Origin of the sequence: Dechloromonas agitata is5 (assembly GCF_000519045.1) — a bacterium.
Classification (GTDB): domain Bacteria; phylum Pseudomonadota; class Gammaproteobacteria; order Burkholderiales; family Rhodocyclaceae; genus Azonexus; species Azonexus agitatus.
Map to the genome: position 1 here is coordinate 2,771,917 of NZ_KI912532.1, position 18,675 is coordinate 2,790,591.

Annotated in this window: 18 protein-coding genes; 4 read left to right on the forward strand and 14 right to left on the reverse strand. The window is 63.0% G+C overall.

Going from position 1 to position 18,675, the window contains the following annotated elements; all coding sequences use genetic code 11:
- Positions 1 to 25: 25 nt before the first annotated feature.
- From K420_RS0113555 to lexA, 5 genes are all read right to left on the reverse strand, one after another.
- Positions 26 to 526 (reverse strand): FKBP-type peptidyl-prolyl cis-trans isomerase, encoded by a 501-nt coding sequence (locus tag K420_RS0113555; RefSeq protein ID WP_051453143.1) that lies wholly within the window; start codon positions 524 to 526, stop codon positions 26 to 28.
- Positions 527 to 632: 106 nt separating this feature from the next.
- Positions 633 to 3,716, reverse strand: coding sequence for an error-prone DNA polymerase (locus tag K420_RS0113560; protein WP_027458539.1), 3,084 nt, complete (start codon positions 3,714 to 3,716; stop codon positions 633 to 635).
- A 15-nt stretch (positions 3,717 to 3,731) separates the two neighbouring features.
- Positions 3,732 to 5,174, reverse strand: coding sequence for a Y-family DNA polymerase (locus tag K420_RS0113565; protein ID WP_027458540.1), 1,443 nt, complete (start codon positions 5,172 to 5,174; stop codon positions 3,732 to 3,734).
- The gene (gene imuA, locus K420_RS19055) at positions 5,107 to 5,832 is read right to left on the reverse strand and encodes a translesion DNA synthesis-associated protein ImuA (RefSeq protein ID WP_198293852.1); all 726 of its coding nucleotides are present in this window, start codon (positions 5,830 to 5,832) and stop codon (positions 5,107 to 5,109) included. Before imuA ends, K420_RS0113565 begins: the two co-directional genes overlap by 68 nt.
- Positions 5,829 to 6,434 carry a transcriptional repressor LexA gene (gene lexA / locus K420_RS0113575; RefSeq protein ID WP_027458541.1) on the reverse strand — a complete coding sequence of 202 codons (606 nt, stop codon included), beginning with the start codon at positions 6,432 to 6,434 and terminating at the stop codon, positions 5,829 to 5,831. The genes imuA and lexA overlap by 4 nt, the downstream gene beginning before the upstream one ends.
- Before the next feature lie 105 nt (positions 6,435 to 6,539).
- Here lexA and K420_RS0113580 point away from each other — a divergent pair, with 105 nt between their 5' ends.
- Positions 6,540 to 6,845 carry a hypothetical protein gene (locus K420_RS0113580; protein WP_027458542.1) on the forward strand — a complete coding sequence of 102 codons (306 nt, stop codon included), beginning with the start codon at positions 6,540 to 6,542 and terminating at the stop codon, positions 6,843 to 6,845.
- Here the strand turns inward: K420_RS0113580 and K420_RS0113585 are convergent, their stop codons facing one another.
- Positions 6,846 to 8,063: an MFS transporter gene (locus K420_RS0113585; protein ID WP_027458543.1), complete on the reverse strand. Its 1,218-nt coding sequence runs from the start codon at positions 8,061 to 8,063 to the stop codon at positions 6,846 to 6,848.
- Between the two features lie 98 nt (positions 8,064 to 8,161).
- Here K420_RS0113585 and K420_RS0113590 point away from each other — a divergent pair, with 98 nt between their 5' ends.
- Entirely contained in the window at positions 8,162 to 9,067 is a 906-nt protein-coding gene (locus K420_RS0113590; RefSeq protein ID WP_027458544.1) for a LysR family transcriptional regulator, read from the forward strand.
- Between the two features lie 7 nt (positions 9,068 to 9,074).
- On the opposite strand, the gene dgt is transcribed toward K420_RS0113590, so the two are convergent.
- Both dgt and K420_RS0113600 read right to left on the reverse strand, forming a co-directional pair.
- Positions 9,075 to 10,427, reverse strand: a complete 1,353-nt coding sequence (gene dgt / locus K420_RS0113595; protein ID WP_027458545.1) for a dGTP triphosphohydrolase — start codon at positions 10,425 to 10,427, stop codon at positions 9,075 to 9,077.
- 35 nt (positions 10,428 to 10,462) lie between these two features.
- Entirely contained in the window at positions 10,463 to 10,873 is a 411-nt protein-coding gene (locus K420_RS0113600; RefSeq protein ID WP_027458546.1) for an acyl-CoA thioesterase, read from the reverse strand.
- 87 nt (positions 10,874 to 10,960) lie between these two features.
- On the opposite strand from K420_RS0113600, the gene K420_RS0113605 reads away from it, so the two are divergent.
- Positions 10,961 to 12,604 carry an electron transfer flavoprotein-ubiquinone oxidoreductase gene (locus K420_RS0113605; RefSeq protein ID WP_027458547.1) on the forward strand — a complete coding sequence of 548 codons (1,644 nt, stop codon included), beginning with the start codon at positions 10,961 to 10,963 and terminating at the stop codon, positions 12,602 to 12,604.
- Positions 12,605 to 12,693: 89 nt separating this feature from the next.
- The gene (gene fabI, locus K420_RS0113610; protein WP_027458548.1) at positions 12,694 to 13,491 is read left to right on the forward strand and encodes an enoyl-ACP reductase FabI; all 798 of its coding nucleotides are present in this window, start codon (positions 12,694 to 12,696) and stop codon (positions 13,489 to 13,491) included.
- 71 nt (positions 13,492 to 13,562) lie between these two features.
- Here the strand turns inward: fabI and K420_RS0113615 are convergent, their stop codons facing one another.
- The 6 genes from K420_RS0113615 to K420_RS0113640 all read right to left on the reverse strand — a co-directional run bounded on the left by K420_RS0113615 (position 13,563) and on the right by K420_RS0113640 (position 18,519).
- A complete protein-coding gene (locus K420_RS0113615) occupies positions 13,563 to 14,033 on the reverse strand; it encodes a peroxiredoxin (RefSeq protein WP_408605869.1) in 471 nt (156 codons plus the stop codon).
- 96 nt (positions 14,034 to 14,129) lie between these two features.
- A complete protein-coding gene (ftsB, locus tag K420_RS0113620; RefSeq protein WP_027458550.1) occupies positions 14,130 to 14,414 on the reverse strand; it encodes a cell division protein FtsB in 285 nt (94 codons plus the stop codon).
- Positions 14,415 to 14,420: 6 nt separating this feature from the next.
- On the reverse strand, positions 14,421 to 15,704 hold the full coding sequence (gene eno, locus K420_RS0113625; RefSeq protein ID WP_027458551.1) for a phosphopyruvate hydratase: 1,284 nt from the start codon (positions 15,702 to 15,704) through the stop codon (positions 14,421 to 14,423).
- Positions 15,705 to 15,740: 36 nt separating this feature from the next.
- Positions 15,741 to 16,049, reverse strand: coding sequence for a DUF1330 domain-containing protein (locus tag K420_RS0113630; RefSeq protein ID WP_027458552.1), 309 nt, complete (start codon positions 16,047 to 16,049; stop codon positions 15,741 to 15,743).
- Positions 16,046 to 16,882 carry a 3-deoxy-8-phosphooctulonate synthase gene (gene kdsA, locus K420_RS0113635; protein WP_027458553.1) on the reverse strand — a complete coding sequence of 279 codons (837 nt, stop codon included), beginning with the start codon at positions 16,880 to 16,882 and terminating at the stop codon, positions 16,046 to 16,048. The genes K420_RS0113630 and kdsA overlap by 4 nt, the downstream gene beginning before the upstream one ends.
- Positions 16,882 to 18,519: a CTP synthase gene (locus K420_RS0113640; RefSeq protein WP_027458554.1), complete on the reverse strand. Its 1,638-nt coding sequence runs from the start codon at positions 18,517 to 18,519 to the stop codon at positions 16,882 to 16,884. The genes kdsA and K420_RS0113640 overlap by 1 nt, the downstream gene beginning before the upstream one ends.
- Positions 18,520 to 18,675: the final 156 nt, after the last annotated feature.

An 18,675-nucleotide genomic window follows, 5' to 3' on the forward strand; every position in this document is an offset into this window, starting at 1 on the left:
TCATGCGTGGCTGAAGCGAACGCGATCAGTGGCAGGTTTCGCCATCTTCGTCCGGATGATGGACATGGCCATGCTCGACTTCTTCCGCACTGGCCGGACGAACCGCCGTCACCGTGCAGGTGAAGACCAGCGCCATGCCGGCCAGCGGATGATTGCCATCGAGCACCACCTTGTCGTCGGCAATGTCGGTGACGCGGTAGATCACGAAATCATCCTCGCCGCCGTCTTCCGGACCGCCTTCGAACTGCATGCCGACCTGCAGTTCCTTCGGGAAATCCTTGCGCGGTTCGATCTGGACCATGCCGGCATCGTATTCACCGAACGCCTCATCCGGCTGCAGCTTGACCTGCACCGACTCGCCGATCTTCTTGCCCTGCAGGGCTTCCTCGATCTTCGGGAAGATGTCGTCGTAGCCGCCATGCAGGTAAACCAGCGGCTCGCGGCCTTCGTCCACCACCTCGCCATCGGGATCGGTAACGTGGTAATCGAGTGTGATAACGGTGTTCTTGGCGACCTGCATGTTCATGGTGCTGTATTCCTAATCTGGGGATGGAGAAGCAGATCGGGGCCATCCGGCTCTGCCTGGTGGCCGGATTCTACCACTACGCGAAAAACCCTCCGGCCCTTCGCGCTCAGTGGAAATCCCGGCTCACCGTCTCCAGTCGGCCCAGCCAGGCGGACAGGTCGACCAGGCGCTTCGCGACCAGATGGACGACCTGCCCTTCGACCTGTAGCTGCCCGAAAACACCGAGCAGGCTGGCGCCCAGCAGTTCGCGGCGCTGTCTTTCGACGAGCTGAGGATGGACGACAACATTGGTCAGGCCGGTTTCATCTTCCAGCGTGACGAAGACGATGCCGGTGGCGGTGCCCGGCCGCTGGCGGCCGACGACGATGCCGGCGGCGCGGACCAGCGCCCGGTGGCCGGCCTGGGCAAGTTCCCCGGCCGGTACGAAGCGGCGCTGCTGCAACTGCGCCCGGAGCAGTGCTAGAGGGTGGCGGCGGAGCGTGAAACCGAGGTTGCGATAATCGGCGACGAGATTTTCGCCTTCGCCGGGGGCCGGCAAGTCGAGCACCGGCTCGCTCGGCGCGATGCCATCGAACAGATCGCCCTGGACAACAGCCGCCGTTGCCGCCCAAGACGCCTGCCGACGATGGCCGGCCAGGCTGGCCAGCGCGTCGGCGGCGGCCAGACGGTCAAGATCGCGCCGGTTCAAGCCGGCCCGCGCCGCCAGATCAGCCACGTTGGCGAAGGGCCCGGCAGCTTGGCGTGCCAGAACCATCCGTTCGGCGGCCACCGGCGAAAAGCCGCTGATTTCGCGCAGGCCGAGGCGAACGGCGCCGCGGGTATCGACCTGGCTATCCCAGGTGCTGGCATTGGCATCGACCGGTAGCACGTTGACACCGTGGCGCTGGGCATCCTGGATCAGCATGGAGGGCGAATAGAAGCCCATCGGCTGGCTGTTCAGCAGAGCGCACAGGAAGATGGCGGGATGGTGACGCTTGACCCAGGCCGAGGCATAGACAAGCAGTGCAAAGCTGGCGGCATGCGACTCGGGGAAGCCGTATTCGCCGAAGCCCTGAATCTGCTGGACGATACGCTCGGCAAACTCGGCGGGCAGGCCGTTGGTGGCCATGCCGGCACGCAGCTTGTCCTGGTATTTCTGCAGGTTGCCCTTGCGCCGCCAAGCGGCCATCGCCCGACGGAGTTGATCCGCCTCGCCCGGGGTGAAGTCGGCGGCGACGATGGCCAGTTGCATGACCTGCTCCTGGAAGATGGGCACGCCATAGGTGCGGGCCAGCACGGCATCGACGGCCGGCGAAATCTGCTCGATGCGCTCCCTGCCCTGCCGCCGCTTTAGGTAGGGATGCACCATGTCACCCTGGATCGGCCCGGGCCGGACGAGCGCCACTTCGACCACGAGATCGTAGTAACGCCGGGGCCGCAGGCGGGGCAGCATGGACATCTGGGCGCGCGACTCGACCTGGAAGACGCCCATGCTGTCCGCCCGGCACAGCATGGCGTAAGTGGCCGGGTCTTCCGATGGGATATCCCGCAAGCGCCATTCCCGGCCGCTGCGCCCGCTCAGCATCGCCAGCATGCGGCGCAGCGCCGAGAGCATGCCGAGGGCCAGCACGTCGACCTTCATCAGGCCGACGGCGTCGAGGTCATCCTTGTCCCACTGGATGACCGTGCGCTCCGGCATGGCGGTGTTCTCGACCGGCACCAGCCGGGCCAGCGGCCCGCGCGACATGACGAAACCGCCAACATGCTGGGTCAGGTGGCGCGGAAAGCCGCGCAGTTGCTCGGCCAGCCACAACCATTTCGCCACGCGCGGTGAATCGGGGTCGAGGCCCTGCTCGGCAAACCGGGCCGGCAGTTGCTCCCGCTTGTCCCACCAGGCCAGCGAGGCGGTCAGCGCATCGATGCGAGCGGCGTCGAAACCCAGCGCCCGCCCGGCGTCGCGCAGGGCACCCTTGGTTCGGTAAGTAATCAGCGCCGCGGCCAGGGCCGTGCGTTCGCGGCCATATTTGCGGTAGATATAGGCGATGATCTCGTCGCGCCGCTCGTGCTCGAAATCGACGTCGATATCCGGCGGCTCGCCGCGCTCCTTGGAGATGAAGCGCTCGAACAGCATGGCGGCGCGGGCCGGATCAACTTCGGTGATGCCCAGCGCGAAACAGACCGTGGAATTGGCCGCCGAGCCGCGCCCTTGGCACAGCACACCGATTTCGCGGGCATGGCAGACGATGTCGTAGACCGTCAGGAAATAGGCTTCGTATTTCAGGTCGGCAATCAGGGCCAATTCGTGTTCGACACGTTGCCGGACATCGTCGGGAACGCCTTGCGGGTAGCGCTCGACCAGGCCGCGTTCGGTTTCTTGGCGCAGCCAGGAGGTTGGCGTGTGCTCGGCCGGTACGATCTCTTCCGGGTATTCGTAGCGCAGTTCGTCGAGCGAAAAGGTACATTGCTCGGCGATACGCAGCGTTTCAGCCAGCAACTCCGCTGGATAGAGCCGGGAGAGGCGCAGTCGGCTGCGCAAATGGCGCTCGGCATTGGGAAAAAGCACGTAGCCTGCCTCGAAAACCGTGGTTTTCAGGCGCAAGGCCGTCAGCACATCCTGTACCGGACGACGGGCCCTGACGTGCATATGCACGTCGCCACTTGCCACCAGCGGCAGGCCGCAAGCCTGGCCGAGCGCCTGCAAATCGGCCAGCCGGGCACCGTCATCCGGCCCGGCATGCAGTTCGACGGCAATCCATAAACGCCCGGCAAAGCGCTCGGCCAGCCAGTGTCCCTGCTCGATTGAAGCCTGCTCGTCCGGCACCCAGAGCACCAGGCAATCGGGCACGGCGCCACTCGGCGAAACGGCATTCAGGTCATGTCGGTGCAGCGTGTAGCTGCCCTTGTCCGCCCGACGGCGGGCCAACGTGATTAGCGCCGAAAGATTGCCGTAGCCCTCCCGGTTGCGGGCCAGGAAAACCAGTTTCAGGCCATCGACCGTTGTCATCTCGCTGCCGACCAGCAGCTTGAGTCCGGCGGCCTTGGCCGCCTGGTGCGCTCGTACGATGCCGGCCAGCGAGCATTCATCGGTCAGGGCCAGGGCGGCATAGCCCTGCTCCCGGGCCTGTTCGATCAGTTCATCCGGGTGCGAGGCGCCGCGCAGGAAGCTGAAATTGGACAGGCAATGCAGCTCGGCATAAGCAGGCAAGGACATGATGACGCCCCGCGTTCAGGCAAACAGGCCGTGCAGGAACCAGCCCCCGGCATCACGAAAAATCCACGCCCACTGCCCTTGCGGGTTGCGCGCCACGAAATAGTCACGCCGCACATCGCCGGCAGCACCTTGCTCCCCCTCATCCCACCAGCCGCTTTCCAGGCGCTCGGGGCGGGAGAGCAGGCGGAGCGGGCCGTGCCAATACGGCCGGCCAGCTTGCTCGGACAAGGCTTGCGGGGCCGGCAACAACCACAGCGGGCGCACATGGCTGGCAGGCGATGCCGGCCTGGTCGGCGTTTTGGTACCGGCAGAGGCAACATCTTGGGCACTGCTGGCGCATTCCGGACGATGATCGGCCACCGGCAGCAGCACCTGGACAGCCTCTGTACCGAGGCGGGCCCGCAGGCGCTCCAGGCAAGCCAGCGTACCTTCGCCTTCCGGTGCCTGGTCAAACAGGTGGGCACTGTGACCCTGGCTTTCCGTCACCTCATCCGCTAGCAGCCCGACGGCCTCGACCGGCGCCCGCAAGACCAGCCGACCGAGATGTTCGCGCAGGAGACGCAGGAAACGCCCCTCCTCGCTGGCCGGCTCGGCAAAGCCCAGACTCAGGTCGCTGGCCTCGCCATCATCGTGCGTCAGACGCAAGGTGCAGCGCCGGACGCGCAATTGCCGGGCGCTCAACCAGCCGGCCAGCGTGGCGAACAGGCGCTGTCCGGCGAACAGCAAGGCTTCGGCCTGTTCGACGCGGGATGGCAGTTCCAGGTTCAGGGCAAAACGTTCCGGAAAGACGAAGGCTAGCTGCGGATCGGGAATCTCGCCCCAGGCCCGCGCCAGGTCGTCCACCGGCTCATTGCCGAGGCGGCGGCGTAGGCCGGCGGCGGGCATCGCACGCAAAGCGCCGAGTTGCCGCACGCCGAAGGATTCCAACCGACCATTCACCTCGACGGCCCAAGCGGGCGCCGAGCAGGGCAAAGCGGACAAGGCGGCATGCAGCGAAGTGAGATCGGCGCACAGCGCCCCGCTCCCTTGCCGGGCCAGCCAACGCGCGGCCAGTGCTGTCGGCGCCACCGCCCAGCCGGGGGTATAGGCCTGCTCGGCACAGCCAGCGGCAACCGCCGAAACGATGGCCTGGATGCCGCCAAACAGGCGCAGGCAGCCACCGATTTCGAGCAGCAGTTCGTTGGGCGGTGCCAGGCTGACCGTTGGGGTGAAGCGGCCGGCCCAGCAGGCCAGGCTCTCCAGTGCCTGCTGCTCGCGGGCCGTATCGCGCTCAAAGGTTGCCAGCCCGGGCAACAGGCCCAGCGCTGTCGACAACTTCTGGCCGGGGACGATGCCGGCCGCCATGGCCTCGGCATCGGCCACCCACACCCGGCCACGAACAACGACTGCGCTAGGCGACTGGCGTAGCGGCAAGGCCTCGATCGGCAACCAGGGAAAGTGTAGGGCCAGCCACAACACGGTTTTCTCTCCCGGGGCGGGGAATGGATGCGAAGAACGGCAAATGCACCGTTCGGGATGGTGGCCGACCGCGTCGCTTGAGAACGCGAACCGAGAGCCTGCTGTCATCGGCACTCAGCGCCAGCCGCAAGGGGGCCGGTGACGGAGCATCGGCCACCTGGGCCGGTCGCCACAGGCAGGCCAGCGTCGGGCGCCCTTCGGCGGCCACCTGCAAACGGCGCAGGGCTTTGGCACTGACGCCCTCGCCCGGCCAGGCCAAGACGCCGGAAAAACCACCGCAGGCGAGCAATTGCTCGGTGCTCCAGGCCACGTCCTGCCCGGCACGAACGATGACCAGGCGTTCCAGCGCCACACCGGCTGCAATCCAGGCTGGTGCATGCGGCACCCAAGGGGGGGCCACCAGGGCCAGCCAGCCACCCTCACCCGACAAACGCCCGAGCGCCGGCAACAACAGGCTCATTTCGCCGATGCTGCTCCGGTCGACCAGCAACTCGGTCAGGCAGCCGCACGGCCACCCGCCACCGGGCAATTCGGCATCCAGTTCGGTATGGCCGCTGGAGATGGCAGCCTCCGGCAGGGAGGCCAGCGTATCGCCGCGCCAGACATCGCCTCTGGCCAGCACATCCGCCAAAGCGACCGGCAACGGCAAGGCGCTCATGACAGCTTGGAACCGGCTCCGCGTATCAGCCCGACGGCAACGCCCTCGATGGCGAACTCGACCTCACCGGGCCGGACGATGATCGGCTCGAAATCGGGGTTCTCGGCGATCAGCTCGATATGCCCCGCCTTGCGCTGCAGGCGCTTGACGGTGACATCGTCATCGAGCCGGGCGACGATGATTTCGCCATCACGCGCTTGATTGGTCTTGTGCACGGCGAGCAGGTCACCGTCGTAAATGCCGACGTCGATCATCGACAAGCCGCGCACCTTGAGCAGGAAATCGGCGCGCGGATGGAACATGCCGGCATCGAAGGCATAGCGCGCCTGGATGTTTTCGACGGCCAGGATGGGCGAACCGGCAGCGACGCTGCCGATCAGCGGCAGGCCGAGTTGCTCGACGAGGCGAATGCCGCGGGCCGAACCGGGCTCCAAGTTGATGGCGCCCTTTTTGGCGAGCGCCTTGAGATGATCTTCGGCCGCATTGGGCGAGGCAAAACCGAAGGCGCTGGCGATTTCCGCCCGGGTGGGCGGTGCGCCGAGCACTTCGACGGTGTTTTTGATGAAATCGAGAATTTCCTGCTGACGGGGCGTGAGTTTCATGGCCTGACTCCGCTAAAAACCATTGACTGTATTTTTGTACAGTAATCGTTTTTTGGCAAGGGCCAAATCGGCTAAACTTCGCCTCCCCTCCTTGGATAGCACCACATGAAACTGCAGCACCTCGCCATCGGCGACCGTTTCGAATACAACGGCAAGGTTTTCGTCAAAACCGGCCCGCTGACCGCCTCCTCCGACGAGGGGGGCCAGCAGATCATCCCCCGCTATGCCGTGCTCAAACCGATCAACCCGCCGCCCCGCGAGGAAAAGCCCGGCCTGCGCCGCAGGCTGGATGAAAAAACGGTACGCGCCGCTTTCGACGATTTTTACCAGGTGTGCAGCACGCTGGTCGACGACAGCGCCCTGCCCGCCCTGGTCGAGGCGCGTGACCGCTTCCTCGACCGCATCAAGTAATCAGGCAGCCGCCGGCGCAGCCCGAACCACCGGCGCCTCGCGGATCGGCAGATTGACGAGCGCAGCGGCCGCTGCCAGCGCCATGTCGGCGTACCACATCCAGCTGAAATCGCCGAACTGGGTAATCGCCAATCCGCCGAGCCAGGCGCCGAGGAAGCCGCCGATCTGGTGCGACAGCAGGGTCAGGCCGAACAAGGTCGCCAGGTAGCGGATGCCGAACAGCTTGCCGACGATGGCCGCGGTCGGCGGCACGGTCGCCAGCCAGGTAAAGCCGAGGCCGGCAGCAAAGACGTAATACGTCCATTCGGTGCGCGGCATCATCAGGTACCAGGCGACCAGCAGCGCCCGCGAACCGTACATCACGGCCAGCACGTACTTGCTGCGGTATTTGGCGACGCAGGAACCGGCATACAGGCTGCCGAAGATGTTGGTCAGGCCGATGATCGCCAGCGACCAGCTGGCCACCGAGGGCGGCAGGCCGCACAGGTTGACCTCGCCCGGCAGGTGCGTGACCAGAAAGGCGATGTGAAAGCCGCAGGTGAAGAAGCCGGCGTGCAGCAACAGGTAGCTGCGATCCTGCATCGCGGTACCGATCGCCTTGAGCACCCCGCCTTCGTCGTTATCCTGGATGTGCGTGGCATGCGTCGATTGCGTCAGTTTGCCGATCAGCGGCAGCGCCAGCAGCGCCGTCGCCGCCATCGCCCACATCGAACCGACCCAGCCCAGGCTCTGGATCAGCTTCTGCAAGATCGGCGCAAACACGAACTGGCCGAATGAACCGCCGGCATTGATCAACCCCGAGGCCGCACCGCGCGCCTCGGCCGGCATGCGCTGCGCCGCTGCCCCGAGCAGCACCGAAAAACTGCTGGCGCCCGAGCCCATGGCGCAGAACAGGCCAAGCGATACGGCCAGGCCGAAGCCGGTACCCATGTAGGGAGTCAGCGCGCAGCCGGCAGCCAGCAGCACGATGCCGGCAATCAGCACGATACGCGGCCCGTGGCGGTCGGCGACGGCGCCGGCCAGCGGCTGGATGGCACCCCAGGTGAACTGGCCGATGGCCAGCGCGAAGCTGATGGTGGCGATGCCGAGCCCCGTCGTGTCGTTGAGCGGCGCGACGAACAGGCCCTGCGACTGGCGGATGCCCATCGAGATCATCATGATCCCGGCCGCGGCCAGGGCGGTCATCAGGATGTCGGGGCGATTCAATGCGCGGAACATGGTGTTATGCCTTTAGAGAATTCGGCTGCACTATAGTCGCCAAATAACGTACGAAAAAGCCCATAATTCGCACCATCTCGTCAACGGATAATTGACAAATGCACTGGCTCAATTCCTGGGAAAGCTTCGTCAAGGTCGTCGAAACCGGCAGCATGGCCGAGGCGGCGCGCCGGCTGGATTGTACGCGGGCCCAGATCAGCAAGCAGATTGCCGATCTCGAACGGCAATTCGGCGCCCGCCTGTTCGAACGCTCGACGCGCAAGCTGGCGCTGACGCCGTCCGGCGAAGTTTTCCACCAGCACGCCCTGCGTGCCCTCGACGCCGTGGCCAGCACCGAAATCGCCGTGCGCAACCTGGGCGATACGCCCAGCGGCCTGCTCCGCATCAGCGCCTCCCTGACCTTCGGCCGCCTGTACATCGCCCCGCTACTACCACGGCTCACCGCGCAATATCCGGAACTGGAATGCGAACTGATCCTGACCGACCAACTGGTCGATCTGGTCGACGACAACATCGACCTCGCCCTGCGCCACACCAAGGCGCCCCCCGATGAGGCCGTCGCCAGGCGACTGGTCACGTTGAACCGCGTGCTCTGTGCCACGCCGGCCTACCTCGCGGCGCACGGTACGCCGACACAGCCCAACGACCTGGCCAGGCACCCCTGCTTCGGTTACCTGCAGGCAGCGTCAAGCAACACGCTGGACCTCCTCGGCCAAGACGGGGAGCAGATCAGCGTGCCACTCGCCAGCCGCTTCCGCTTCAACAGCCTGGACTGCATCCTGGACGCTGTCCTCGCCGGCCACGGCCTGGCCATCCTGCCCACTTATCTGGCCGGTCCGGAAATCCAGCGCGGCCGACTGCAGACGGTCCTCGACGACTACGAACCGCTGACCGGTTTCGGCCGCCAGCTCTACGCCTGCTATACGCCGAGCCGTGTCCGGCTGCCCAAGGTCCGTGTTTTCCTCGACGAACTGGAGCGCCTCTTCAATCCGCAACCGCCCTAGGAGCGCTTCAGGTCGGCAGCGCGAAGCCCTTGAGCTTGCGGTACATGTCCACCGCGTAGGAATCGGTCATCCCGGCGACGAAATCGGCTACCTGCAACAGGCGGACATAAGGATCGGGGTCCGGCTCGCCGGCATGACCGAGGAATTGCGCCGGTAACAATTTCATCAGCATCCGCTCGCGGGTGGTGAAGCGGACGCCCTCCACCCCGGCCTTCGCCTCGACAGCCTGGGTGAACAAGCCGAGCAAGGCACCCAGCACCTCGAAGCCGGCCGTCTCGATCTCCAGCGCCGGACGCGCCGTGTAGATCGTTTCCTTGGCCACCTGCAATACCGCCTGCAAGGGTATGCCGACCGGCGACTGTTCCAGCAATTCGTCGTCGAACGCCCCGCTCAGGATGGCCTCCTCGTTTTCCAGAAAAACGGCTGCCGCGCCCTCCAGCAACCGGCCGATCGCCTTGGCCCGCAGGTACTCCAGGCGCTCCTTGGGGTCATGCAGGCGAGCCAGGCGGCCACCGCTGACGGTATTGCCGGCCAGATCACCGAGCAGGCATTCGGCATCCCGGTACGGCACGAAACCGAGCCGTGCCGCATCTTCCAGATCGACGATGAGGTAGCAGGTGTCATCCGCCACCTCGACCAGGAAGGCCAGCGGGTGACGCCGCCAGGCCGTGCCGGGCAAGCGCTCGACCAGGCCGGTGGCGCGGGCGACGCGGGCGAAGTTCTCGGCATCCTGCTGGAAGAAGCCGAATTTCTTGCCGCTCTTGCCGCCGAGTTCGTCATCGACATGCGATGGGCGCGGGTATTTGGTGAAGGTTGCCAGTACCGCGCTGGTCAGTTGCAGACCGCCAGGGTTGGCCGGGCTTTGCAGGCGGCTGACGATACGGAAGCCCTGCGCATTGCCCTCGTAACGCTCGAAATCGGCCCGCTGTGCCGGGGTGAAAGCATGGCGCTCGAGCAGGCCGGAATTGCGGAACCACTCGCGGATGGCATCCTCGCCGGCATGGCCGAAGGGCGGATTGCCGATGTCGTGCGCCAGGCAGGCGGCGGCGACGATGGCGCCGAAATCGCCCGATTCGACATCCTTCAGCCCATGCCGGGCGATGATCTCGCGGCCGACGACAGCCCCCAGCGAACGGCCGACGCAGCTCGCCTCCAGGCTGTGCGTCAGGCGGGTACGCACGTAGTCGCTCTTGGAAAGCGGGAAAACCTGCGTCTTGTCCTTCATGCGGCGGAAAGCCGAGGTGAAGACGATGCGGTCGTAGTCCTGCTGGAATGCCGTCCGTTCGGCCGAGTCCGGTGCCTTGCCGGCGCCCAGCCGTTCGTTGGAAAGCAGTTTCTCCCAGATTTTGCGTTTGCCCATGCGCTTCGGTTTCGTGGATGCGATGGGCCGCGAGTTTACTCTGCTTCGAGGGCGGCCCGGATATGATCCGGCACCGGCACCGACTTGCCGTTCTGCGTATTCATCCAGACCACCTTGGCGGCGCCTTCGGCATATACCTTGTCGTCACCCTCGATACGCATCTCGACATAGGTCTGGAAACTGGAACGACCGATGGCACCAACATACGTCCGCACCTCGACCATGCCCGGATAGGTCATCGGCACCAGGAAAGTGCAACTGGCATTGATGATCACCGGCCCGTCGCCACCCGGCCGGACGGCGACCTGCATGTCCTCGATCCATTCGACGCGGGCCTGCTCCATATAGCGGAAATAAACGGTATTGTTGACGTGGCCATAGGCGTCCATGTCGCCCCAGCGAATCGGCATCTTGGTGACATGGATAAGTTTTCTGCGATGTTCCATAAACGATCGTTTGAAAAGATATTGATTAAACAGTGACCATACTGTACCGTATTGAAAATAAGCTCACAATAAATTCAAGGAGACATCATGGAACGCGAAGCCATGGAATTCGACGTCGTCATCGTTGGCGGCGGCCCGGCCGGTCTGGCCTCGGCGATTCGACTCAAGCAGCTGGCCAGTGAAAAAGGTACGGACATCTCTGTCTGCCTGATCGAGAAAGGTGCCGAAATCGGTGCCCACATCCTGTCCGGCGCCGTCATGGATCCCCGCGCCCTGACCGAACTCCTGCCCAACTGGCAGGAAGATGGTGCCCCGCTCAACGCCCCGGTTTCCGAAGACCGTTTCTTCATCCTTTCCGAAACCGGCGCCACCCGGGTGCCGAACAGCCTGCTCCCCGGCTGTTTCCACAACGAAGGCAACTACGTCATCTCGCTCGGCAACGTCTGCCGCTGGCTCGGCGAACAGGCCGAGGCTCTGGGTGTCGAAATCTACCCCGGCTTTGCCGGCTCCGAAGTGCTCTACGACGAGAACGGCGCCGTCAAGGGCGTTGCCACCGGCGACATGGGGCGTCTGCGCGATGGCTCGGAAGGCCCCAATTTCCAGCTCGGCATGGAACTGCACGGCAAATACACCCTCTTCGCCGAAGGCTGCCGCGGACACCTCGGCAAGCAGCTGATCGAAAAATTTTCCCTCGACAAGGATGCCGACCCGCAAACCTACGGCATCGGCCTCAAGGAACTCTGGGAAATCCAGCCCGACATGCACCAGCTTGGCCTGGTCATCCATAGCGGCGGTTGGCCGATGCAGCCGGACACCTACGGTGGCGGCTTCCTCTACCACCTGGAAAACAACCAGATCGCCATCGGCTTCGTCGTCGGGCTCGGCTACGAAAACCCGCACCTGTCACCCTACGAGGAATTCCAGCGTTTCAAGACGCATCCGGAAATCCGCAAATTCCTTGAGGGTGGCAAGCGCATCGCCTACGGTGCCCGCGCCCTGGTTGCCGGAGGCCTGCAATCATTACCCAAGCTGACCGTCCCTGGAGCCGTGCTGATCGGCGACGATGCCGGTTTCCTGAATGCAGCCCGTATCAAAGGCTCGCATTGCGCCATCAAGACCGGCGCGCTGGCTGCCGAAGCCTGCTTCGATGCCCTGCAGGCCGAGCGCCAGCGCGACGAGCTGACCGCCTATCCAGAAGCATTCAAAAACAGCTGGTTATACGAGGAACTTCACAAAGCACGTAACTTCAAGCCATGGATGGCCAAGGGCTTGAAACTCGGTTCGCTGATGTTCGGCATCGATCAGATCGTCTTCGGCGGCAAGGCCCCGTGGACCCTGCATCACAAGGAGGCGGACCATGCCAAGCTGAAGCCAGCTGCCGAGTGCCCGAAGATCGACTATCCGAAACCGGATGGCGTGATCACCTTCGACCGCCTGTCGTCTGTCTTCTTGTCCAGCACCAACCACGAGGAAGACCAGCCCTGCCACCTGCAACTCAAGGATGCTGCGGTGCCGATCACGGTCAACCTGGCCAAGTATGATGCGCCGGAAACCCGCTTCTGCCCGGCCGGCGTCTACGAGATCCTCGGTCGCGAAGAAGGCCAGCCACGCCTGCAGATCAATGCGCAGAACTGTGTGCATTGCAAGACCTGCGACATCAAGGACCCGACCCAGAACATCAATTGGGTCGTGCCGCAGGGTGGCGAGGGGCCGACTTACCCCAACATGTAAGCGGCCTGCCGGAAACCGTGTTCGCTTGCCGCGAAACGCGGTTTCCCGGTTTATAATCCCAAGGCTTAACCCCTAAGGGAGAACAACGAATGGGCTTTCTCGCCGACAAGAAGATTCTGATCACCGGTCTGCTCTCCAAGCATTCCATCGCCTACGGCATTGCCAAGGCCTGCCACCGCGAAGGTGCACAACTGGCATTCACGTACCAGAACGAGCGCTTCGAAGACCGCATCAAGAAATTTGCTGCCGAATTCGACAGCGACATCACCATTCCGGTCGACGTCAGCAGCGACGAGCAAATCGACAACCTGTTCGTCGAACTCGGCAAACGCTGGGACGGCCTCGACGGCCTGGTGCACTCCATCGCCTATGCTCCGACTGAAGCCATCGAAGGCGATTTCCTGAACGGCATTTCGCGCGAAGCCTTCCGCATTGCCCACGACATCTCGTCCTACAGCTATGCCGCCCTGGCCAAGGGGGCCCGTCCGATGATGCAGGGGCGCAAGGCTGCCCTGCTCGCCCTCTCCTATCTGGGCGCCGAGCGCACCATGCCCAACTACAACACCATGGGCCTGGCCAAGGCGAGCCTCGAAGCCGCTACCCGCTACCTGGCCTTCTGCCTCGGCCCCGAGGGCATCCGCGCCAACGCCATTTCGGCCGGCCCGATCAAGACCCTCGCGGCTTCCGGCATCGGCAACTTCGGTAAACTGCTCGCCTACAACTCGCACAACGCCCCGTTGCGCCGTAACGTGACCATTGAGGAAGTCGGCAATGCCGCAGCCTTCATGCTCTCCGACCTGGCGAGCGGCATCACCGGCGAAATCATGTACGTCGATGGCGGCATGAACACCACGGCGCTGGGCAACGCTGACCCGCTGCCAGCCTGAGCGTTGTTCGCCACACAAAAAAAACGCCGATCAAATGATCGGCGTTTTTGTTTTCACGGCCTCGATTCGTGTCAGCCGTCCAGCTCCCGGACCAAGCGCAACACTTCGGCTGCGTGCCCCTTGTAATTGACGTTGTAGAGCGCGTGCCGGATCATCCCCGCGCGGTCGATCACGAAGGTCGAGCGGCAGACACCGAATTTCTTGTGGCCATCGACCTCCTTGGCCTGCCAGACGCCATACCGTTTGCAGACCGTACCTTCGGTATCGGAGAGCAATTCGATTCCGATGCCTTCCTTGTCGCGAAACTCTGCGTGCTTCAGGCAGTCGTCCCGGCTGATGCCGATCAGGACGCAATCATGGCGGAGAAAATCGTCCTCGTGATCCGAAAAATCGGTCACTTCCTTGGTGCAACACGGGGTGCCATCCTTCGGGTAGAAGAAGAGCACGATGTGCTTACCCTGGAAGCGGGCCAGATCGACAGTCTCCATGTCGGCATCCGGCAATGAAAAAACAGGGGCTTTTTCGCCTGCCTTGAGCAGCATTTTGTTCTCCTTCAACGCTCTCGCGGGGGTACTGCTGAGAACGATTCTAGCGAAGGCAAATGCCCGTGGCTACAGGGTTTGGCGGCCTGGTGCGAATTATTTTCCGGGAACTTTTTCCGGAATCTGGACGAAGGTTTCGTCCTGCTTGACCATGCCCAGCTCGAACCGGGCACGTTCCTCGATGGCGTCGTAGCCTTGTTTCAGGTCGCGGACTTCGGCATCGAGGCCCGCATTCCTGATTTCCAGTTTCCTGGTCACTTCCTTTTGCGCCTGCAACTGACGGTCGTACTCCCAAACCTTCAGCCACCCCCCCTTACCCACCCAGAGCGGGTACTGGAGGAGGCCGATGGTTGCGAGAAGGCCGACCGTCAGCCAGCGCATGCGGGATTAACGCAGGTTGTAGAAGGTTTCGCGGCCCGGGTAGGAAGCGGTATCGCCCAGGTCTTCCTCGATACGGATCAGCTGGTTGTACTTGGCGATGCGGTCGGAACGCGACAGCGAACCGGTCTTGATCTGACCGGCGTTCAGGCCAACGGCGATGTCGGCGATAGTGCTGTCCTCGGTTTCACCGGAACGATGCGAAATCACGGCAGTGTAGCCGGCACGCTTGGCCATTTCGACGGCAGCGAAGGTTTCGGACAGGGTACCGATCTGGTTGATCTTGATCAGGATCGAGTTGCCGATGCCCTTCTTGATGCCTTCCTTGAAGATCTTGGTGTTGGTCACGAACACGTCGTCGCCAACGATCTGCACCTTGTTGCCGAGGCGGTCGGTCAGCAGCTTCCAGCCGTCCCAGTCGGCCTCGGACATGCCGTCTTCGATCGAAACGATCGGGAACTGGTCGGCCAGGTTGGCCAGGTAGTCGACGAACTGGGCGGAGGTGAGCTCCAGGCCTTCGCCGGCCAGTTTGTACTTGCCATCCTTGTAGAACTCGGAAGCGGCGCAGTCGAGGGCGAGCAGGACATCCTGACCCGGCACGTAACCGGCCATTTCGATGGCTTCCATGATGATCTGGAGGGCTTCGGCGTGGCTGCCGAGGTTGGGGGCAAAACCACCTTCGTCGCCGACGGCGGTCGAGTGGCCCTTCTTGTTCAGCAGCTTCTTCAGCGCGTGGAAAATCTCGGCGCCGCAACGGATGGCTTCGCGGATATTGGCGGCACCAACCGGCATGACCATGAATTCCTGGATGTCCAGGCTGTTGTTGGCGTGTTCGCCGCCGTTGATGATGTTCATCATCGGGACCGGCATCTGCATCGGGCTCATGCCGCCGAAATAGCGGTACAGCGGCAGGCCGGACTCTTCGGCAGCCGCCTTGGCGACAGCCATGGAGACGGCCAGGATGGCGTTGGCGCCGAGACGCGACTTGTTGTCGGTGCCGTCGAGGTCGATCATGGTCTGGTCGATGAAGGCTTGTTCCTGAGCATCGAGGCCGATGATCGCTTCGGAAATCTCGGTATTGATGTTCTCGACCGCCTGCATCACGCCCTTGCCGAGGTAACGGCCAGCATCGCCGTCGCGCAGTTCGATGGCTTCACGGGTGCCGGTGGAAGCACCGGACGGCACGGCAGCACGCCCCATCACGCCGGATTCGAGCAGAACATCGGCTTCAACAGTGGGATTGCCACGGGAATCAAGAATCTCGCGGGCGACAACATCAACGATAGAACTCATATTTCTTCCTTATTATCAGAAGGTTGAACTAACTACTTAAATTAAATTATCAACACCGGCCACGACCAGCATATTCATTTCTGCCGCATTCAGGCGTGCCTCACGCGCTGCCTGGTAGGCTGCTGAATGGTAAAAGCGCCTGGCCTGATCGACCGATTCGAATTCGACGATCACCAGACGCGGCACGTTAACCCATTTCCCTTCGAGGATTTCCGCCGCACCGCCGCGGACCAGATAACGACCGCCATATTCGGCGATGGCGGCCTGCGCCAGCGCCTTGTAGGTTTCATAGGCTGCCGCATCGCCTACCTTGGCCTCGGCGATCAGGTAGCCCTTCTGGTTCATTTCAGTTCCTCGAAACCCGCTGCCTTGACCACTTTATCAAGTGCAACCAAGGTCGCCAGCAGGCTTTCCATGCGACTGAGCGGCCAGCTGTTCGGACCATCCGACCACGCCTTTTCCGGGCAGGGGTGAGTTTCCATGAACAGGCCGGAGATGCCGACGGCCACGGCTGCCCGCGCCAGCACCGGCACGAACTCGCGCTGACCGCCCGAGGAAGTCCCCTGTCCGCCCGGCAACTGCACCGAATGGGTGGCATCGAAGACGACCGGGCAACCGGTTTCGCGCATGATCGCCAGGCTGCGCATGTCGGAAACCAGGTTGTTGTAGCCGAAAGAGGCGCCGCGCTCACACACCATGATGTTGTCGGCACCGCCATTCACTTCGCGGGCCTTGGCGACAACGTTCTTCATGTCGCCCGGCGCCAGAAACTGGCCTTTCTTGATATTCACCGGCTTGCCGCAGGAAGCGACTGCATGGATGAAATCAGTTTGCCGGCACAGGAAAGCCGGCGTCTGCAAGATATCGACGACAGCCGCGACGGGGGCAATCTGGTCGATTTCATGCACGTCGGTCAGCACCGGCACACCAATCTGGCGTTGCACTTCGCTGAAAATCCGCAGGCCTTCATCCAGCCCCAGACCGCGTACCGAGGTGCCGGAACTGCGGTTGGCCTTGTCGTAGGAGGCCTTGAAGATGTAGTTGATACCCAGGCGGGTACAGACTTCCTTCATATAGCCCGCCACATCCAGGCACAACTGCTCGGATTCAGCCGTGCAAGGGCCGGCGATCAGGAAAAAAGGCTGGTCAAGACCAGCCTCGAAACCGCAAAGTTTCATTATTTCTTGCCCTGTTTATTGGCCAGCGCTGCTTTCACATACGACGTGAACAGCGGATGACCCTGACGCGGGTTGGAGGTGAATTCCGGGTGGAACTGGCAGGCCACGAACCACGGATGGACATCCTGCGGCAGCTCGATCATTTCGCAGAGGTCGGTACCGGGCGCACGGCCGGAAACGACCAAGCCCTTTTCTTCCAGTTGGGCCAACAGCGTATTGTTCACTTCGTAGCGATGACGGTGACGCTCGGTAATCTCGGCAGCACCGTAGATTTCTCGGGCCTTGCTGCCTTCCTTCAACTGGCAGACCTGGGCGCCGAGGCGCATCGTGCCGCCAATATCCGAATCCTCGCTGCGTTTCTCGACCTTGCCGGAGGCATCGAGCCACTCGGTGATCAGGCCGATGACCGGATACGGCGTATCGGCCACGAACTCGGTCGAGTGGGCATCCTTCATGCCCGCTACATCGCGGGCAAACTCGACGACGGCCATCTGCATGCCAAGACAGATGCCAAGGTACGGCACCTTGTTTTCCCGCGCATAGCGGATGGCTTCGATCTTGCCCTCGGTGCCACGCCGGCCGAAGCCGCCCGGCACCAGGATGGCATCCATGCTCTTCAGGATGCCAACGCCTTCCTTCTCGATAATTTCCGAGTCGATGTACTCGATATCGACCTGGCTGCGGGTATGGATGCCGGCGTGCTTGATCGCTTCGATCAGCGACTTGTACGACTCGGTCAGATCAACGTACTTGCCGACGAAGGCGATCTTCACCTGGTGCAGCGGGTGCTCCAGGGCGACGATCAGGTTTTCCCAGACGGTCAGGTCGGCCGCCTTGGCCAGGATGTTCAGCTTGTGACAAACGATCTCGTCGAGCATCTGTTCGTGCAGCATGCCCGGGATCTTGTAGATGGAGTCGGCGTCCAGGCACTCGATAACGGCTTCCGGCATCACGTTGCAGAACAGTGCGATCTTGCGGCGCTCTTCGACCGGGATGGAGCGGTCGGCGCGGCAGAGCAGGATGTCCGGCTGGATACCGATTTCGCGCAATTCCTTGACGGAGTGCTGGGTCGGCTTGGTCTTCAGTTCGCCGGCCGTCGGGATGTAGGGCAGCAGCGTCAGGTGCATGTAGCAGACGTTGTTGCGACCTTCCTCAATGCCCATCTGGCGGATGGCTTCCAGGAAAGGCAGCGATTCGATGTCACCCACCGTGCCACCGACTTCGACGATGGCCACGTCGGCGCCTTCGGCACCGGCCTTGACCTTGCCCTTGATTTCGTCGGTGATGTGCGGAATGACCTGCACGGTCTTGCCGAGGTACTCGCCGCGGCGCTCTTTCTTGAGCACCGTGTCGTAGACCTGGCCGGTCGTGAAGTTGTTGCGCTTGGTCATCTTGGCGCTGGTGAAGCGCTCGTAATGGCCAAGGTCGAGGTCGGTCTCGGCGCCATCTTCCGTGACGAACACTTCGCCATGCTGGAAGGGGCTCATCGTGCCGGGGTCGACGTTGATGTAGGGGTCGAGCTTGAGATGGGTAACTTTGATGCCGCGGGATTCCAGAATGGCCCCCAGCGACGCGGCGGCGATGCCTTTGCCCAACGAGGACACGACACCACCTGTAACGAAAACGTATTTGGTCATGGAAAGACAGGCTGCGGGAAAGCAGAATGATAGCCGATAAGGGCCGGAATCCCCAAATCCGTCGACTCCCCAAACCATCCAAATCACATTTTTCCGGGAGCCTGGAATTACCGGAGCATTTGCTAGAATCCGGCCTCCATTCATTACCAGCCGCCA

Coding starts and splice junctions, on each gene's coding strand:
- K420_RS0113555 (WP_051453143.1), bottom strand. CDS start 526: ATGAACATGCAGGTCGCCAAGAACACCGTTATCACACTCGATTACCAC.
- K420_RS0113560 (WP_027458539.1), bottom strand. CDS start 3,716: ATGTCCTTGCCTGCTTATGCCGAGCTGCATTGCCTGTCCAATTTCAGC.
- imuA (WP_198293852.1), bottom strand. CDS start 5,832: ATGAGCGCCTTGCCGTTGCCGGTCGCTTTGGCGGATGTGCTGGCCAGA.
- lexA (WP_027458541.1), bottom strand. CDS start 6,434: ATGAAACTCACGCCCCGTCAGCAGGAAATTCTCGATTTCATCAAAAAC.
- K420_RS0113580 (WP_027458542.1), top strand. CDS start 6,540: ATGAAACTGCAGCACCTCGCCATCGGCGACCGTTTCGAATACAACGGC.
- K420_RS0113585 (WP_027458543.1), bottom strand. CDS start 8,063: ATGTTCCGCGCATTGAATCGCCCCGACATCCTGATGACCGCCCTGGCC.
- K420_RS0113590 (WP_027458544.1), top strand. CDS start 8,162: ATGCACTGGCTCAATTCCTGGGAAAGCTTCGTCAAGGTCGTCGAAACC.
- dgt (WP_027458545.1), bottom strand. CDS start 10,427: ATGGGCAAACGCAAAATCTGGGAGAAACTGCTTTCCAACGAACGGCTG.
- K420_RS0113600 (WP_027458546.1), bottom strand. CDS start 10,873: ATGGAACATCGCAGAAAACTTATCCATGTCACCAAGATGCCGATTCGC.
- K420_RS0113605 (WP_027458547.1), top strand. CDS start 10,961: ATGGAACGCGAAGCCATGGAATTCGACGTCGTCATCGTTGGCGGCGGC.
- fabI (WP_027458548.1), top strand. CDS start 12,694: ATGGGCTTTCTCGCCGACAAGAAGATTCTGATCACCGGTCTGCTCTCC.
- K420_RS0113615 (WP_408605869.1), bottom strand. CDS start 14,033: ATGCTGCTCAAGGCAGGCGAAAAAGCCCCTGTTTTTTCATTGCCGGAT.
- ftsB (WP_027458550.1), bottom strand. CDS start 14,414: ATGCGCTGGCTGACGGTCGGCCTTCTCGCAACCATCGGCCTCCTCCAG.
- eno (WP_027458551.1), bottom strand. CDS start 15,704: ATGAGTTCTATCGTTGATGTTGTCGCCCGCGAGATTCTTGATTCCCGT.
- K420_RS0113630 (WP_027458552.1), bottom strand. CDS start 16,049: ATGAACCAGAAGGGCTACCTGATCGCCGAGGCCAAGGTAGGCGATGCG.
- kdsA (WP_027458553.1), bottom strand. CDS start 16,882: ATGAAACTTTGCGGTTTCGAGGCTGGTCTTGACCAGCCTTTTTTCCTG.
- K420_RS0113640 (WP_027458554.1), bottom strand. CDS start 18,519: ATGACCAAATACGTTTTCGTTACAGGTGGTGTCGTGTCCTCGTTGGGC.